This is a genomic window from Synechococcus sp. RedBA-s (assembly GCF_024345495.1).
GTDB lineage: Bacteria > Cyanobacteriota > Cyanobacteriia > PCC-6307 > Cyanobiaceae > Regnicoccus_A.
The window spans coordinates 21,221-36,762 of the sequence record NZ_JAGQBF010000014.1; the positions used below are offsets into that span (position 1 = coordinate 21,221).

19 protein-coding genes are annotated in these 15,542 nt (G+C 66.9%); 3 read left to right on the forward strand and 16 right to left on the reverse strand.

The genetic code is table 11. The features are described 5' to 3' along the window. Position 1: 1 nt before the first annotated feature. Positions 2-199 (forward strand): hypothetical protein, encoded by a 198-nt coding sequence (locus KBY67_RS07500; protein WP_255110370.1) that lies wholly within the window; start codon positions 2-4, stop codon positions 197-199. Between the two features lie 160 nt (positions 200-359). Here the strand turns inward: KBY67_RS07500 and KBY67_RS07505 are convergent, their stop codons facing one another. The 4 genes from KBY67_RS07505 to KBY67_RS07520 all read right to left on the reverse strand — a co-directional run bounded on the left by KBY67_RS07505 (position 360) and on the right by KBY67_RS07520 (position 2,055). Continuing rightward, on the reverse strand, positions 360-725 hold the full coding sequence (locus KBY67_RS07505; RefSeq protein ID WP_255110372.1) for a fibronectin type III-like domain-contianing protein: 366 nt from the start codon (positions 723-725) through the stop codon (positions 360-362). Between the two features lie 140 nt (positions 726-865). After that, complete coding sequence (locus tag KBY67_RS07510; RefSeq protein ID WP_255110374.1) at positions 866-1,324, reverse strand: cupin domain-containing protein; 459 nt, start codon at positions 1,322-1,324, stop codon at positions 866-868. 102 nt (positions 1,325-1,426) lie between these two features. After that, positions 1,427-1,507, reverse strand: a complete 81-nt coding sequence (locus tag KBY67_RS14930; RefSeq protein ID WP_255110446.1) for a lmo0937 family membrane protein — start codon at positions 1,505-1,507, stop codon at positions 1,427-1,429. A gap of 197 nt (positions 1,508-1,704) precedes the next feature. Next, positions 1,705-2,055, reverse strand: coding sequence for a CsbD family protein (locus KBY67_RS07520; protein ID WP_255110376.1), 351 nt, complete (start codon positions 2,053-2,055; stop codon positions 1,705-1,707). A gap of 387 nt (positions 2,056-2,442) precedes the next feature. Between KBY67_RS07520 and KBY67_RS07525 the strand changes: the two genes are divergently transcribed. Then, on the forward strand, positions 2,443-3,246 hold the full coding sequence (locus KBY67_RS07525) for a prohibitin family protein (protein ID WP_255110378.1): 804 nt from the start codon (positions 2,443-2,445) through the stop codon (positions 3,244-3,246). A 3-nt stretch (positions 3,247-3,249) separates the two neighbouring features. On the opposite strand, the gene KBY67_RS07530 is transcribed toward KBY67_RS07525, so the two are convergent. The 9 genes from KBY67_RS07530 to KBY67_RS07570 all read right to left on the reverse strand — a co-directional run bounded on the left by KBY67_RS07530 (position 3,250) and on the right by KBY67_RS07570 (position 12,039). Continuing rightward, on the reverse strand, positions 3,250-3,624 hold the full coding sequence (locus KBY67_RS07530; RefSeq protein WP_255110380.1) for a hypothetical protein: 375 nt from the start codon (positions 3,622-3,624) through the stop codon (positions 3,250-3,252). Beyond that, positions 3,621-6,056, reverse strand: a complete 2,436-nt coding sequence (locus KBY67_RS07535; protein ID WP_255110382.1) for a type II CAAX prenyl endopeptidase Rce1 family protein — start codon at positions 6,054-6,056, stop codon at positions 3,621-3,623. The genes KBY67_RS07530 and KBY67_RS07535 overlap by 4 nt, the downstream gene beginning before the upstream one ends. Next, a complete protein-coding gene (locus KBY67_RS07540) occupies positions 6,053-7,384 on the reverse strand; it encodes a hypothetical protein (protein ID WP_255110384.1) in 1,332 nt (443 codons plus the stop codon). Before KBY67_RS07540 ends, KBY67_RS07535 begins: the two co-directional genes overlap by 4 nt. A gap of 10 nt (positions 7,385-7,394) precedes the next feature. After that, on the reverse strand, positions 7,395-8,390 hold the full coding sequence (locus KBY67_RS07545; protein WP_255110386.1) for a retropepsin-like aspartic protease: 996 nt from the start codon (positions 8,388-8,390) through the stop codon (positions 7,395-7,397). Next, positions 8,387-9,217, reverse strand: coding sequence for an META domain-containing protein (locus KBY67_RS07550; protein ID WP_255110389.1), 831 nt, complete (start codon positions 9,215-9,217; stop codon positions 8,387-8,389). Before KBY67_RS07550 ends, KBY67_RS07545 begins: the two co-directional genes overlap by 4 nt. A 1-nt stretch (position 9,218) precedes the next feature. After that, positions 9,219-9,689, reverse strand: coding sequence for a hypothetical protein (locus tag KBY67_RS07555; protein ID WP_255110391.1), 471 nt, complete (start codon positions 9,687-9,689; stop codon positions 9,219-9,221). 78 nt (positions 9,690-9,767) lie between these two features. Continuing rightward, a complete protein-coding gene (locus KBY67_RS07560) occupies positions 9,768-10,154 on the reverse strand; it encodes a hypothetical protein (protein ID WP_255110393.1) in 387 nt (128 codons plus the stop codon). Between the two features lie 249 nt (positions 10,155-10,403). Then, positions 10,404-11,120 carry a trans-aconitate 2-methyltransferase gene (locus tag KBY67_RS07565; protein ID WP_255110395.1) on the reverse strand — a complete coding sequence of 239 codons (717 nt, stop codon included), beginning with the start codon at positions 11,118-11,120 and terminating at the stop codon, positions 10,404-10,406. A 16-nt stretch (positions 11,121-11,136) separates the two neighbouring features. Beyond that, positions 11,137-12,039 (reverse strand): RodZ domain-containing protein, encoded by a 903-nt coding sequence (locus KBY67_RS07570; protein ID WP_255110397.1) that lies wholly within the window; start codon positions 12,037-12,039, stop codon positions 11,137-11,139. Positions 12,040-12,172: 133 nt separating this feature from the next. Here KBY67_RS07570 and KBY67_RS07575 point away from each other — a divergent pair, with 133 nt between their 5' ends. Beyond that, positions 12,173-12,619, forward strand: a complete 447-nt coding sequence (locus KBY67_RS07575) for a DoxX family protein (RefSeq protein WP_255110400.1) — start codon at positions 12,173-12,175, stop codon at positions 12,617-12,619. Here the strand turns inward: KBY67_RS07575 and sds are convergent. From sds to KBY67_RS07590, 3 genes are read right to left on the reverse strand one after another with little or no spacing between them, the layout of a single operon-like run. After that, positions 12,613-13,584: a solanesyl diphosphate synthase gene (gene sds / locus KBY67_RS07580; protein ID WP_255110402.1), complete on the reverse strand. Its 972-nt coding sequence runs from the start codon at positions 13,582-13,584 to the stop codon at positions 12,613-12,615. The two genes, KBY67_RS07575 and sds, sit on opposite strands and share 7 nt — an antisense overlap. A 23-nt stretch (positions 13,585-13,607) precedes the next feature. Further along, complete coding sequence (gene murI, locus KBY67_RS07585) at positions 13,608-14,438, reverse strand: glutamate racemase (RefSeq protein WP_255110403.1); 831 nt, start codon at positions 14,436-14,438, stop codon at positions 13,608-13,610. Beyond that, a complete protein-coding gene (locus KBY67_RS07590; protein WP_255110448.1) occupies positions 14,438-15,511 on the reverse strand; it encodes an N-acetylmuramoyl-L-alanine amidase in 1,074 nt (357 codons plus the stop codon). The genes murI and KBY67_RS07590 overlap by 1 nt, the downstream gene beginning before the upstream one ends. Between the last annotated feature and the right edge of the window lie 31 nt (positions 15,512-15,542).

The following is a 15,542-nucleotide window of genomic DNA, read 5'->3' on the forward strand; positions in this document are numbered from 1 at the left end:
CGTGCTGAGTAATGCGCTGGTCTACGCGGCGTATGTGCTTCAGCTGCTGGTGATCACCCGGCCCGTGGGGCGCTTCGCCTGGATCAACCTGCTGTTCCCCATCCCGGTGCTGTTTTTCCTTGGGGTGTTCCTGATGGCGATCCTCAACCTCAAGCGGGGCCAGGTGCGTTGGAAGGGTCGCACCTTCAGCACGCGCTGATGGCTTCGCTCAGCGGTTTGGGTGCGGTGGCCGCCTCAGTCAGCCTGTGGCTGCCCTGGTCGGTCGTGATCGGGACGCTCGCCGATCAGCTGTCAGATCGGCTGCTTGGCCGGCGTGATCCGTATCAGCCTGACCACCTGGGTGGGGCGCCACTGCGGATCTACGAGCGATGGCTGGGGATCCGGATCTGGAAGCCCTGGATTCCTGATGCCGGCGATGCCCTGCCGGGGGGCATCCGCAAGGCGAGCCTGGCCACCACCAGCCGGTGCAAGCCTTCTTCGGTCACGAAGCCATCCTGGGCCGGATCGAAGGTGGCGCAGGCGCGTAGCTGGATGGCCAGGGTGATGCGGCGGGCTTCACCGGCGGTCAGAAGCAGGCGCTGAAACGCCACCAGGGTCCGAGCTGGACGCTCCACCTTCCGAGCGGGTGGCTCCGGGTACAGCTGGACCACCTCCGCCGCCTCCACGTTGCCTGTGTTGGTGATGGTCACGCTCGCCTGCAGCTTCAGGGCGCGAGCCTGGATCAAGGATCCGTGATCCTTCATGGTCGTCATCGTTGAGGCACCTGTTCCAAGCGGTGGCCCAGGCACCAAGCCAAGATCCAATCCATCAGCAGTGAGGTTCCGATCAGCATGAACGCCTCGGTGTGATCTGGAGGTCTTGAGATTCAGTGGGGAACAAATCTGACCATCGCCGCATCCCGGTTGATGAGCTCCTCAGCTTGCGCTGAATCAGGGCTCAGCAGCTGGAAATCACCGAACTCGAAGCCAGGGGCCACCGTGCATCCCACCAAGACCTCATCGCTGATCGGTTCAGCGGCTTGCCAGAGGCCAGCTGGGATCACGTGGCAGAACGTGCGTGTCTCGGCTGAGAGCGTGACACAGCTAGGGGAGGTGCTGGTTCCGTCCCAGCTGTAAAGACGGAGACCGCAGCCCTGGTAGAGGTTCCAGACCTCGTCGGAGGCCACCTGATGAAACAGGCTTCGTTCACCAGCCCGCAACTTGAAATAAATGTGGGTGAGTGCGCAACGGCCTTGCCCTGCTGCTGTGCTTACACGATGGCTGGAGCGGAACAGTTCACGGAAACGCCCGCCTTCAGGGTGATCGATCAACGGCTCAGGTTCCACGGCAAGGACAACCTTCAGGAGCTGATAGTCTGCTTCACTCGCTCACCTGCAGGTCGCCAAGGTTGAGAGGTTGTTGCAGGCCCCATGGCCGGCCGGAGGTGTTCAGATGCCACGCCCTTGAATCAAGCGGAGCAGGATCGTAATCACTGCGAGGACCAGTAAGATGTGAATCAAACCGCCCAGTGTTTAGCTGGTCAGCAGGCCAAGCAACCAGAGTATGACCAATGCAGTCGCGATGAATCCCAGCATCATTTAGTCCGCGTCTGTGGAAAGATATCGCGATATGGCTATACGGCTCTGATTCTAGATTCTCTGTATCTGTCAATAGTGTCCGGTAGTCAGCAGCCGTCCCTGCCATGAGGTGGGGACGGCTGTGATCTTCAGCTCAGATCATCGGTCAGGTTGTCTGCCGCCTTGCTGATGCTCTTGGCTACTGTTTTGGCGCCCTGCTTGAGATTGTCTGCGGTATGCATGGCCGACGCCTGCACTTGCTTGGCCTTTCCTTTGATCTGATGTCCAGCGTCGCCCGTGAGTTCGCCATAGGCCGATTCCAGTTTCCCCTCTGCGTCTTTGGCAGAAGCGTCTAAATTGTTTGACATGGTTCCGATTGCGATGGGGATGGAAATGAGGTCTGAGGCGACAGCCGTAGCTCTCAGTGGGGTCAGCAGTGTGAAGATCGCGAAAAGCACTGCTGTGAAAACGGCAACAAAATCACCCAGCTGGGTACTCATAAAACACGCACCTACATGGAGCTCAGCCAAAGGCTAGCCATTGTTGAAGTCAGTCAACGTAGATGGGCTCCCTTTGGTGTAGTCTGCGGTTGAGCGATGCCAACCAGGCAGTTGCTGCAGACTGCTTAAAGTATGTCATGAATGTTGAAGACTTTTGAGCTGAATATCGCCACCTGAATGGCTTTTAAGTGCTGGATCAGTAGGGAATTGACTCAATAAATTGTGCGCGATTCTCCCCTGAGTGGATGGAGTGCTCCTTGTCTTCGCCCTCGGTCGCATCAGGCGATGCATCCGTTCTTTTGTCAGGACCAGGGGCGGATGGCGTTCTGGCCAGGTCAGGGGGCGTGGTGGTGGCCCTAGGGTCTGGGCCCCTGGATGCCTTTGTTGATGCAGAGTTCGATGCGCCCGGCCGGTGGCGATGGACCCGGAGCTGGTTTTCAGCTGATCGCGGCGGCGGCTGTGGCCCTGCTGATCTTGCTCACCCAGACGATCTTCATCGTCCCGGCCGGAAACGTGGCTGTGGTCACCACCCTGGGGCGCGTCACGGGTGGCCAGCGCAGCCCCGGTCCTAACGTCAAGGTGCCGCTGATTCAGGCCACTTCGTTGTTTGATGTGCGCACCCAGGTGCGTCCTGAGCAGTTCTCCACGCTCACCAAGGATCTGCAGGTGATCGAGGCGACGGCCACGGTCAAATATGCCATCAAGCCGAAGGAAGCAGGACGGATCTACGAAACGATCGCCACAGACAACCAGCAGATCTATCCGCGCATCATTCAGCCGTCACTGCTCAAAGCACTCAAGTCGGTGTTCTCCCAATACGAGCTGGTTACGATCGCCACTGAATGGAACAGCATCTCCGAGCTCGTTCAGGACAAAGTGGCCCAGGAACTGATCAAATTCGATTACGTGCAGGTGCAGGGGCTTGACCTCACCGGCCTGCAGATCGCTGAGGAATACCGTGCAGCGATTGAGCAGAAGCAGATCGCCGATCAGCGGCTGCTGCGCGCCCAGACCGAAGTGAAGATCGCCGAACAGGAGGCCAAGCGCTACCAGATTCTCAACTCCAGCCTTGATGATCAGGTGCTCTTCAAGCTCTTCCTCGACAAGTGGGACGGCCAGACCTCCGTGGTGCCGGCCCTGCCGGGAACAGTCGGCGGTGGCACCCCGGTGATCGTCAACGGGCGCCGCTGACTCTCAGTCGTAGCGGCAGGCCGGGCTCAGTCCCGGCACCGTGAACTCCTGGAACCAGAGGAAGTCGCGGCTTCTCCAGCCCAGATCAAAGGGGGCTGTGGAGGCCCACTCCCCCTGCTCAAGCTGGAAGTGTGACCTGAGGTAGTTGGGCACCAGGGCTTCCACCTCCCGCTGCCCTTCGCTCTCCTCATCGGCAAAAAGCCGATCCAGGTAGAGCACCGCAAAGATTGACGTCTCCTCATCCACCACCACCACCTCGAACGGTCCGTCTTCGGCGGGCAGGGGGGTGACTTCGAAGAACTCATCACGTTCCAGGGGGTCCGACGGAGCCTTCTCCATCAGAGCCGCAAGGGCCTGCTTGAAGCGATCGAGGGTCACGGCGAAAGCTGCGGCTGCTCTTGCATCCTCGCTCTGCCCCCCAGGCCCCAGAGCCAGAGCGTTACAGCCAGCCCATGCAGCAGCACCGGCGGCCAGAGGGAGCCGCTCAGCCCGTAGCTCAGCACGCAGGCCGCCCCCAGCAAGGTGCATTGAACCAGGAAGCGGCCGTCGCCGAACACCCCTCGCCCCGCCGGGTACCAGCAGCGGGCCGCCACAGGGTGGTACAGCACGAACAGACCCACGCTCAGGGCTCCCCAGGCGGCTGAACCGGCCAGGGATTCCCCCTCAAGCGGGTGGGGCAGCAGGGCTACGCGGAACAGAAGTTCCTCCCCCAGGGCCGGCATCAGCAGCAGGCCCGGCACGGCCCGCAGCGACGGCCCCAGTGCTTCCAGCCTCCAGGGGCTCAGAAAACCCGAGCCCCAGCCCAGCGGCAGGGCCAGCGCCGCGTAGGCCGCCACAACCGCCAGAGCGCTCCCCAGGCTGGCTGCTCCCAGGGGCGCGAACAGGGCATCGCTGAGGCGCCGTAGCAGGGTGGAGAGGATCGGAATCTGACCCAGCAACAGGGTGGGGGCTAGCGGTTCAAGGCTGGTGTCGCCTCCGGCCAGCTGGTTGCTGCGCAGGAACCAGAGGCTGGCGCCGTGCTGCAGAAACACCCGTGCCATGTCGTCGTGGGCGCGGCGGGGCAGCATCGAGCGCCAGCTCAGCAGCGCATCCACGCCCGTTTCACCGCGCACGAAGCTCCCACCCGCCACCACCGCCGCGTTGTGGCGCCAATCGGAGCGCACCATGCCGAAGGGGCTGAGCAGCTCATCAAGGGAAGAGGAGAGACCCGCCAGCTGGCGGAAGGCCTGGCTGGAGTTCTCCTGGGGGTGGGCTTTGATCCAGCGGCGCAGCTCGGGTTCGTTGGCCGTGCGGCGGCGCAGGCGATCGATGGCGATGAACAGCGCCTGGCTCGAATCCTGCACGCAGGAGGTGGACGGGGTCACCGTGGAGACGCCGCTGCCGTCGCCACTGCGGTAGCGGGCCATCAGCACCTCCGCCTGGTTCGCCAGCTCCTGCAGCAACGACAGAGGTTGGCCGGCCACCGTCAGGTCGTCGAAGGGGCGCAGTTTGATCAACACATCGGAGATGGGCCGCGAGCCCAGCCAGCCCCGCTGGAGATCACCGCTGAAGGCCGTCCAGTCTTGGGTCCCCGAGACGATCCCATTGGGGTTGTTGGCATAGATCTGGTGGTAGCGCAGGTCGAAGCGGGGCTCGCCGGTGATGGCATCGTTCACCACCCGCGCTTCCCCGAAGGCGAAGTGGCCGGTCACGGTGAAGCCGCTGATCCGTTCACCCCCCGGCCCACCGATGCCACCGAAGCTGTGGATCAGCAGGGCCCTATCCCCGGCCTGCCAGTTTTCGCCCAGCAACACCCGCCTGATCCGCCCCCGCTGCCTGGGGGTGTTGGCCCAGTTGCCGCGCAGGATGTAAGGGAGTCCCTCTCGGGTGGTGGGCAGCACGGCATCGGGGCTCAGCAGGTGCAGGGCCCTGGGCCGGATGGCCTGGACCGTGAACAGCCCTTCGGCATCAGGTGCGCCATAGAGGTACCAACCCTGGGCCCCCACGGGATTGGAGCTCAGCCCTCGCGGCGTGGAGATCCAGCGGCCGTAGCGATCGCGGGGCTGCTGGGGCACCCGCACCACATCCTCGGGGCCGCTGAAGTCCCCCCGCTCCGGGCTCCAGTGCTGCACGCGGAAGCGCTCCGGCTGGCTGGCAACGGGCCCAAGAATCCGCCCCAGACCCACGTAGCGGCCGCTGATCTGCAGCGGTGGTCGGCCGATGCTTAGCCGGCTGGGGCCATCCGCCGCCGGCTCCAGCTCCACCTCCTCCAGCTGCACGATCAGATCGTCGTTGGGGCGCGCCCCCGCCAGCGATTGCAGTGGGCCCACCCGCCGACGCCCATCCAGCCGCCTTGGCAGCACGTTGCCCTGGGCCTCGATCGCCCGGGCCTCCGGCGCGAAGCGCACATCGGTGCTCACCCGCTCCACCAGCTCCTGCAGGACAGGCCGCTGGGCCCAGCCCAGGCGCAGCACCTGCCCCTGGAGCGCCACGGCTGTCGTGGGTGCGTGCTCGATCTCGACCCACACCCAGTCGCCGGGATCCCGGTCGGTTTCAGCGGCGCTGGGCAGGATCAACCGCCCGATCCAGTCGGCGTGGGGCTGATACAGGCGCGGATCGGGGCGCTGGGCCAGCGGGTAGTGGCTGGGCCGGTTGAAGGGGGCGGCCTGGGCCAGGGCGTAACTGCTGCCAGGGGCGGGAGGGCCGGCCAAGGAAGGAGCCAGCAGCAGCGGCAGCAGCAGCGACACCACCAGGGTCAGCAGCAGCAGGAGCGGCCGCCGAGCACGGGGCCAGGGACCTGATCGCCGCCCATGGGGAGAGCCCGATCTCACGGCCGGGGGCTCAGGGTGGCTGGCGCCACCTCCAGCTGGGCGGCGCCGCAGTGGCTGCAGTACGGCAGGTGCCGGCGGGTGGGCTCGTGGCAGTGGACGCAGGTGCGGAACTGGGCGTAGCCGCAGTGGGGGCAGTGGCGGTCGCCGTTGGGCAGCTTGCGCGCGCAGTGCAGGCAGCGGCTGCGCTGGGCCCGCTCCGCCGCCTGCAGCCTGGGGTTGAACAACAGCGCCTGCAGCAGCTTGATCAGGGCGAAACCCACCACTGGCACCGCCAACAGGTAGAGGTAATTCACCAGGAAGCGCAGGTTGCCCGCCAGGGCCCGCACCGCCGCCAGCAGCAGCTCGAAGATCACCCCCACCTGGGCCGCTTCAGCCAGCTTCAGCAGCAGCGGGATCAGGGAAATCACCAGCAGGTGCCAGCTCACCAGCGCCAGCAGGCCGTGCCCCCTGCGCAGGGCGTGGCGATGGATCAGCAGGCTCAGCAGCACCAGGGGCGCCAGGAAGAGGCCCTGCAGCAGCAGGCGCTGGCTGGGGGCCCAGAACTGGGCCCGCGCGAAGCCCCGCTCCATCGCCGCATAGCTGCTGCTGCGGTTCAGAAACGCCAGGAACGCCTGGCTGTCACGGGCCTCCAGCAGGCCCTGACCAAGCGTGACCACTTCATCGCGCAGGCTGGCAATGCGGGCGTCGTTGGCCTCGATCTCACGCCGGGCCTGGGAGGCCGGCACCTTCTGGATGGTCTTTGAGGCCGGCTGACTGGCGATCTGCTCCAGCAGGCTGGAGTCGTACTGGGAGCGGATGGAGGCGTTGCCCTGCTCCAGGGCGGTGATCTCGCTTTCGGCCGCATCCAGCTCCCTCTGCCGCTGGCGCAGCTGAGGCTGGGCGGCGATGCGGTCCTGATGGCCCGCGAACTCCAGGCAGAGGGGCGCCACCTGGCCGAGGTGGTCGCGGCCGTCCGCGATGGCCCGGGCGCTGAATCCCGGTTCAGGGGCTGATGCCTTGCTCTCCCCCGGTGAGCGGCGGGGAAGGGCCCGGCGCAGGATCGCCAGGTTCTGCTGACGCTGATCCGTGTTGCCATCGCGGTAGAGGCTCCACTCGGCCTGACAGGGGAAGGCCTGCTGAGGGCTCAGGGGCCACTGGGCGATGGCGGCCATGCCGCTGAAGATGTTGAGCAGCAGCAGCAGATCCACCAGCACGATCACCAGCAGGCTGGCCTTGTTCAGCGGCTGGCCATTGAGGCTCCCCGAGCGCTGCAGCAGCTTGCCCATCAGCCTCCCCAGTCGGTGGCGGGCACGGCTCAGGCGGGAGGTGAACGGAACTCCTTGTGGCATCAGAGCGGTGCTATGGCCAGAGGCTCAGCGTTGCAGGCTGCGCATCCAGCCGCCAGAGCTGGGCCCTTCGGCGCAACAACTCCTGCCCCACGATCGCCTCCACCCGCAGGCTCTCGAAGATCGGGTTGGCGGTCACGATGGCCTCGACTCGCTGGCCTGGATCACCCCCCGGCAGGGCCAGGCCGGAGAGGCTCTGGAGGCTGGCGCTCTGCTCGCCGCAGAACCCCGCCAGCCGCACAGCCCTGGCTGGTGCCAGGGGCCGCAGCTTCGTAGCCAGTCCCGCTGTGATGAACAGCCCCTCGGCGCCGGTGTCGGCCAGGGCGAGGGCCGACACCGCGGGCGTGGCCATGGGCATCAGCGGCACCCCTTCGCGCCAGAGCAGCGGCAGGGTGGTGGCGCCGGTGGGGGCTGCCCGGCGCAAGCGATCGGCATCGACGAGGGCCAGCGGACCCAGGCTGAGGCGCTGGCCCAGGGGGTCGATCCAGAGTGGCTGCTGCCGCAGCTGCGGGGCACCCAGCACCCCATCAACCCCCTCTGGCAGCTCGGCCACCGGCAGCACCAGCGCCTCCATGCCCCTGATCTGGAAGCGATTGCCCGCCGCGCTGATCTCCAGGTCGGGCAGCTGCACCCGCCGAGGCTTCAGCTCGGGGCAGGCCGCACCGGCACCGGCGAGCGCGAAGGTTCTGGGGTCCACCAGCCGGCTCTGGAGCGCCAGGCGGCGCACCAGCTCGGGGGTCACCAGGGTTGTGGAGGCGCCGGTGTCGAGCAGCAACCGCACCGGACCGCCGCTGCTCTGGAGGCTGAGCACGGGTGTGTCTCCGCCGCTGGCCCGCTCCAGGGGCACGCCCACCTGGCCGCTGCTCCGACCGGGCGCCAGGGGTGGCCCCCCCAGCTGTATCAAGGCTGCTGTGGTGATGGCTGTCGCCACAGAGCTGGGGGCCGAACCCGCGAGAAGCAGGCCAATGAGCCCCAGCCACAGACCCACGGCGGCGGCTCTGTGGCTCATCGGCCGTCGGCGCGGCGCAGGGTGATCGCCAGGGCCCCATCGGGCCGGCGCAACTCCAGCCGGTTCGCTTCGATCTGCCACTGGCTGGCGGATTCAAGGGCGCTCAGGAACTGAATCTCCTGCTCCATCACGCCCCGGGGCCGCACGCAGATCCTGCGGGTTGCCGCCGGCGGACTCACCTGGATCGTTCCCTGGCCCACCACCGCCGAGGCGTTGTAACGGTTGCAGCCAGCCGCTCCAGCCAGGCGGCCCCTGGAGCTGAGCTCCAGGCTGAGGGTGGTACCGGTCAAGGTGCTCACCACCGCCTGCTTGCCGTTGTTCAGCCCGGTGACGATCCAGAGGGCGCCGGCGATCTCCTGGGGCTGGGGCCGGAAGCGGGCCACGGGCTTGCCATTGGCGGCCATCAGCTCCAACTGGCCGTTGCGCAGGGCGTAGCCCCTGGCCGCCGTCAGGGCTGCCCTGAAGGCTTCTGCCTGGCGCATCTGCTGATCAGGACAGGCCATCTGGGTGGAGGGACCCTGTTCGCTCACCCGAAAGATCGTGTCCCGCACCTGAACCGTGGCGGAGTAACGGTTGCAGCCGTCGCTGCCGCTGACGCGACCCTGCTCCAGGCGCAGGGTCGGAGTGGGCGGAACCACCGCTCTGCGTCCCGGGATCGATTCCAGTAGCCAGGCACTGCCCTCCAGGGGCGAGGGTGGTCGCCGCTGCGCCACCGCAGGCTCCCCCGCCGGCCGGGTCTGGGCCAGCAGTGGGTTGGCTGCCATCGCTAGCAGGCCCCCTAGGGCCAGCGCCAGGGAAGCCCAGGTTCCTGCATTGCGTTTGCTCATGTCATGCCCCACCGACGGCGGTGCCCATCCTGGTGCCCAGCACCCCCAGCAGCGCCCAGATCACCCCCGACAGTTGATCCATCCGATCGCCCAGGCCAGCCATTTCCAGCTGGGCCAGCACAGCCGAGAAGGGCAGCACCAGGGCAAAGAGCAGGTTTTGGCTGATCACCGTGAGGGATTCCAAGACGAAGTAGAAGGCCACCGGCCCCAACAGCAGTCCCAGCAGGGTGTCGAGCGCCAGCAGGCGTTGATCACCCCCGTTCAGTTGCTTCAGCAGCACGGGCAGTTGCCGGCGGCCGGGTAGTAGCGCCATGAGGCCAACAATCAGCTGGGCCACAAAGAAAACGTTGCAGAAGCTGATCGGATTCTCACCGCCGATCGGATGGGCCGCTCCGAAGTTCTGTAGCCCTTTCAGGGCCGTGGCGTTGAGCCCCTTCAGCAGGACATACAGCGCCAGGGTCAGCCAGGCCATGGCCGGAGGCTGAAAAAGAATTTCGCCCCCAACTCCACGCCGTTCTAGTTATAGCTGTAGGCATTTTCGGGGGACTGGTCATTCGTGCCGCCCAGGTGCACGTAGCGCCAGGACTGGAACGCGAGGCGTCAGCCTTGGCCCCTCGAACTGAACGTCCAGGTCGTAGCGCATGTCGACGAAGCGCACGCCGGCATAGGGGATCACACTGAAGCTGCCGGCCTTGGCGATGGCCTCTTCCCGGTCACCGAAGCGGTAGCGGGCGGCCAGGTTGTTGATGCCCTGGATGTTGTTGAGCGAGGAGTCCAGCCGCCGGATCCCATCAGGGGACGTTCTGCCTTCCTGACCCCGCACATCGGCGGCCATGGTCAGCGGACGCAGCACCTGGTCCAGATCCAGATCGGCCGTGAGACCCCTGACGGAGGTGCTGACCGTGGTGCGCAGGGGCAGGAAGCCATAGACCTCCACAGTGGCGTTCCAGGGGGAGGGGGCTGGTGGTTCGTGGTCTCCTGCTCCTCGGCGATGGCGGCTCCCGGGGCCATCAGGGCCGGGATCACAGCCGTCAGGGCGAACAGCAGAGCGCTCTGAGGCTGCTGGACCTGCAGGGCGATAACAGTACGGCGCAACGGCTTCGGAGTGAACAGCGGTGCGGCCAGGGAAGGAGTGGCCTGAAGCTCCGCCCGTGTGGATCCACAGACAGGCTCAGCGGCGGCGGCTTCAGATCGGATGCCGGCCGATGATCTCCAGATAGCGATCCTCCACGGCTCCCACATCCAGCTGGCTCAGGCCGGCCTCAACCAGCTGGGCCTCCACCTCCTCCACCGTGAAGGCAGCCCGCAGCGACTGGCGGTAGTCGTGCTGCAGCACGGGCGGGGCACCGGCGGCATGGGTGGCCACCAGCCGCTCCAGGGCGATCTGATCGGCGGGACGCCGCAGATCCCTGATGCAGATCGCAGCCCCGGGGGCCGCCATCTGCCGCACCGTGCTCCAGAGCACCTGGGGATCATGGAGGTGATGCAGCAGGCTGTTGCTCACAACGGCGCTGTAGCCCCCCTGCAGCTGAGGGCAGGGGAGCCGGGCCTGCTGGAAGCTCACGGATGCGCGGGGCCGTTCACCCTGCTGAAGGTGTCGCAGCCGCAGCTGATCGAGGCGGGCCAAGGCGATCGCCAGCATCGCCCCCGAGCCATCCACCCCCACCACCAAGCTGGAGGGATGGTGATCGGCCAGGCGGAAGGTGATGTTGCCCGGCCCGCAACCCAGATCGACGATGCGCTCCCCCAGCTGGGCACCGAAGCAGCAGGCGATGCGCTCCACCATGGCCTGGTCGGTGGCACTGAAATCAGCTTCGGCGTAGGCCAGGGCCTGCTCGGCCCCCTCCATCAGCTCAGGTTCGCAAACGCGCTCGATCGCTCGGCTCCAGGGGGCAAACGCCATTCTCCCTGCGGTTGCTTCAGCGGCTCGTGCTGCTGGTGGTCGGTTGGCTCTCCCCGCTGCTGGAGAAGCGCTGCCAGCGGATCTGCTCGATGGTGCCCAGGGGCTGGGCCTGACCTGAGGCGGTGGTCACCGTAATCAGATCCGGGCGGCCCGCCATCACCTGCAGACCCGTCGCCAGAGCAAAGGTGCTGGTGCCACTGAACAGACCACGGAACAGCTCCTTGCCCTCGCCGTTGCGCACCTCCAGCCAGCTGGGTTCCCGGCTGCTGAGCTGAAGGCTCCCCTGGCTGGGTTTGGCGGGTTTGGTGGGCGCAGCGGGTTGCTTGCCGGGGCTGGGGGCTTCGCTGGTCCCTGCCGCTACGGGTGGGCTCGCCAGGTTGCTGGCAGCCGGTGGGCTCTGTTTCCAGCCGAAGGCCAGGCCCCCCGCCAGCGCCAGCACCCCGGCAGCCCCCGCCACCAGCCAGGTCTTCCCGCCGCGTCGGGGCTTTGGGGTTGGCTGAATGAAGGGAACCGTGCCCGGCTCACGGGGGGCCATGGCCGGAGCCGCCAGGCTCACCCTGGCCACGGGGACCGCGCTGGGGGCGGCCGTGCGGGCCACTCCGGGCAGGTGAATGTCCAGCAGCGGCTCGGTCAGCTGGTCGGCGTCGAGGCCGAGGCTGGTGGCCACCCGTCGGGCCTGGGCGATCAGGTAGATCCGCTCCGGCAGCCGTGTGTGATCACCTGATTCCAGGGCATTCAGCCGGTCGGTGGAGAGGTAGTTCTGCTCCGCCAGCACGCCCACAGGGATGCCCTGGGCCTGGCGGGCCTCAGCAAGGGTCCGTCCAAGGCTCACCAGGACCGGTAGCCGCTCACTGGAGCCCGAGTCGGCTGTGGTGGCCGGTTCGCCGGGCTCCCCTGGCTGGGTGGCGCGCTCACTCACGCTGGGACTGCACTCAAAGGAACGCTTCCATCATGGAGGGAAGCTCCGGTGTCGTCAGACGCCCCTGATGCTGTGGACTCGCGGTGATCATCCGTCTGAATCCACCAGACTGCAGGCCGATGCACCGTTCTCGATGAGGAGCTCCAGGCCCCAGCTGCGCCTCTCCCGCTCAGCTCAACGCTCCCGCTCCCTCCCCTGGCTGGATGGGTTGGCCCGTGGGCTGCTGGCGCTGGTGTTCGTTCATGCCCTGGTGGGCAAGCTCACGAATTTTGCCGCGGTGGCCGACACGATCGCCGCCAAAGGACTTCCCCTGGCCCCGCTGCTGCTGGTGCTGGCCATGGGCCTGCTGGCCGTGGGATCGGCGTTGCTGATCCTGGGCTGGCGTCAGCGCCTCGGCGCGGTGCTGCTGCTGATCTTTCTGGTGCCCACCAGCTTGATCTTCCACAGCACTCTGGGCGATACCGCTGATCGCATTCAGCTGATGAAGAACCTGGCGATCATGGGTGGCCTGCTGCTGGTGTTCAATCAGCCCAGCGAGGGCCGGCCGAGGCTTCGGAGTAAGTCGAGCCGGAGTCAGTAGAGCCGGCTGAGCACGAACTCGGGCAGGCTCAGCAGGGCCGTGCGGGAGTCGGAGGGGTTGAGCCACTGCAAGGATTCACCGGCTTCGCGCGCAAACCCTTCAGCCAGGGACCTGGAGCGGGGGATCGCCTCGCAGCCCCGCACCAGTGCCAGCGCTTGCGCCAGATCATCGGGTTCACAGAGTTCCCGCTCGATCAGCCCCGCCAGGGCCGGACGCTCCTCCAGGGCATAGAGCACAGGTGCGGTGAGATAGCCGGTGGCGAGGTCGCTGGCGGCGGGTTTGCCCAGCTGCTGGTCGCTGCCGGTGAAATCGAGGATGTCATCGACCACCTGGAAGGCGAGGCCGAGCTGGCGGCCGAAGTGGTAGAGGTCTTCGAGGCGATCGTTGTCGAGGCCGCTGAGCACACCCGAGGCCTTGGCGCTGTTGGCGATCAGGGAGGCTGTTTTGCAGTAGCTCTTGTCGAGGTAGGTCTCGAAGCTCTGGCCGGTGTCGTAGCGGTAGAGGCCTTGGCGCACCTCGCCATCGGCCAGATCCATGATCACGCGCGAGAGCAGCTTGACCACGGCGAGATCGTCGAGGTTGGCCAGGTGCCAGCTGGCCTGGGCAAAGAGAAAATCACCGGCGAGCACCGCCAGGCGGTTGTTGAAGCGACTGTGCACCGTGTCCACCCCACGGCGGGTGGAGGCCTCATCCACCACGTCATCGTGGACGAGCGAGGCGGTATGGATCATCTCGGTGATCTCCGCCAGGCGCCGGTGGCGACTAGAGAGCTCGCCGTCCGGGGAGAGGGCGCGAGATAGTAGCAGCACGATGCCGGGGCGGATGCGCTTGCCGCCGGCGCTGAACAGGTGCTCAGCGGCAGCCTGGAGAATTGGATGCCCAGCTCCAATCAAAGAGCGCAGATCGCTCAGCAGGGTTTCGAGGTCGTTCTCGACCGGCTGGAGCAGCTCTGCAACGGTGGCCATGTCACCCGCCTTGTGCCGCGATCCTAGAAGGCTCCCACCGACGAACGCAGGCAGACCCGCTCCACCTGGGGTTGCCAGCCCAGCCAGGGGGCCGCGGCCAGGGCAAAGGCCTCGGCATCACCTGTGACGCAGAACCGGCCCCGCTCCACCGGCACCTCCCGGGGGTGCAGGCCGCAGGAACGGGCCTGGTGCAGGGGTGCCTTGCCCAGCCGCTGGCCCAGCTGGGCCACCGCCGCCTGGGCCGGATCCACCAGCAGCACCTCGGGGGGCAGCAGCTCCCTCAGCAGGTCCTCCAGCAGGGGGTAGTGGGTGCAGCCCAGCACGATCGCCTCCACCCGCTCGGCCAGCAGCGGCTCGAGGTAGGCGATCGCCGCGGCGCGCAGGCGTGGATCGCTGAAATCACCGGCTTCGATCAACGGCACGAAGGCGGGACAACCGATTTCGATCACCTGACAGGAGGGATCAACCAGGCGCAGGGCCCGGCCGTAGGCGCCGCTGGAGGCCGTGGCGGGGGTGGCGAGCACGCCCACCCGCGTGCAGCTCAGCTGGCTGGCGACGCAGTCGATCAGCCCGAAGACAGGTAGGCCGCTGCCGGCCTCGGCCTCGGCGATGTCGAAGGCCAGGGCGTTGGTGGTGTTGCAGGCCATCAGCACCGCATCCACCTGCTGCCGCCGCAACCAGCCCACCACCTCCGCGGCGATGCGGCGGATCTCGTTGGGGGAGCGATGGCCATAGGGCACCCGGGCGGTGTCGCCTAAGTACACAAAGGGGATCTCGGGGTGATGCTCAAGCATCCGGCGCAGCACCGTGAGCCCGCCCAAGCCGCTGTCCAGCAGGCCGATCCGCTGCTCCATCAGCCCCCTGCCAGATACCGGAGGATACCGCTCGTGATCGCCTGGGCCACTCGCTGCCGGTGGGACGCGGTGGCCAGGCGGGGGGAGTCGATGTCGCCGGTGACGAAGCCGGTCTCCACCAGGGCGGCGGGCATCACCGTGCGGCGGATCACGAAGAAGCGCCCGGTGCGCACCCCCCGGTCCGGACTGCCCGGTGACACCGCCACTACCTCCGACTGGACGGCCGCCGCCAGAGCCCGCGAAAGGGAGCTCTGGAAGTAGAAGGTCTCGATGCCGTTGACATCAGGCCGGGCCATGCTCAGGGCATTGGCATGGATGCTGAGGAAGGCATCAGCGCGACTGCTGTTGGCCAGGGACACCCGCGGCGGCAGATCCACATCGATTTCCGAGGTGCGCGTCAAGATCACCTGAACCCCCTTGGCCTGGAGCAATCGCGCCACCTGGAGGCTGATGTCGAGCACCACATCGGTTTCGCGCAGGCCGCCGATGCCCACCGCGCCTGGGTCCGGGCCGCCATGGCCTGGATCGATCACCACCCGAAAGCGCCCGCGGGGCACATCCGGAAGGCCGGCGGTGGAGAAAGGCGTGCGGTTGATGCCGGGGGTGAAACCTGGATTGGAGCGCCAGGGGACCGAGGCGGCATTGATATCCCCTTCACCGAGCGTGCGCAGGCTGCGAGTGGGAAGACCCTCGAACTCCAGCTTCCAGCGGTCCCGTGAGGTGCCCACCAGCCTCAGGCGCCTGGGATCGAGCTGGGTGCCGGGCTGGAACTCCAACACCAGTCGGGTGGTTTCGGAATCGGGCTTGCCGATGCGCACCTCGCGCAGGATGCCATTGCCACGGATGCTGCGGGTGCGGCCGGGAGCTCCCGGCAGATCGATCCAGACCCTGGGCCCGGCGTTGCCCTGGCCCGCCTCAAAAAAGGCCTGCAGGGAAATCGACGGGGCGGTGCGTAGCTCCAGCACCCCCTCACTGTTGATGCGCCAGGCCGCCAGGGCACTGGCGGCCCGTGCCGGCAGGGCGGCCAGCAGCAGGGCGCCCTGCAGAGCCGCGCCCAGAACAAGGGTGCTCAGTGGGCCGAGACGGGTTAGGCGTGGCTTCCTC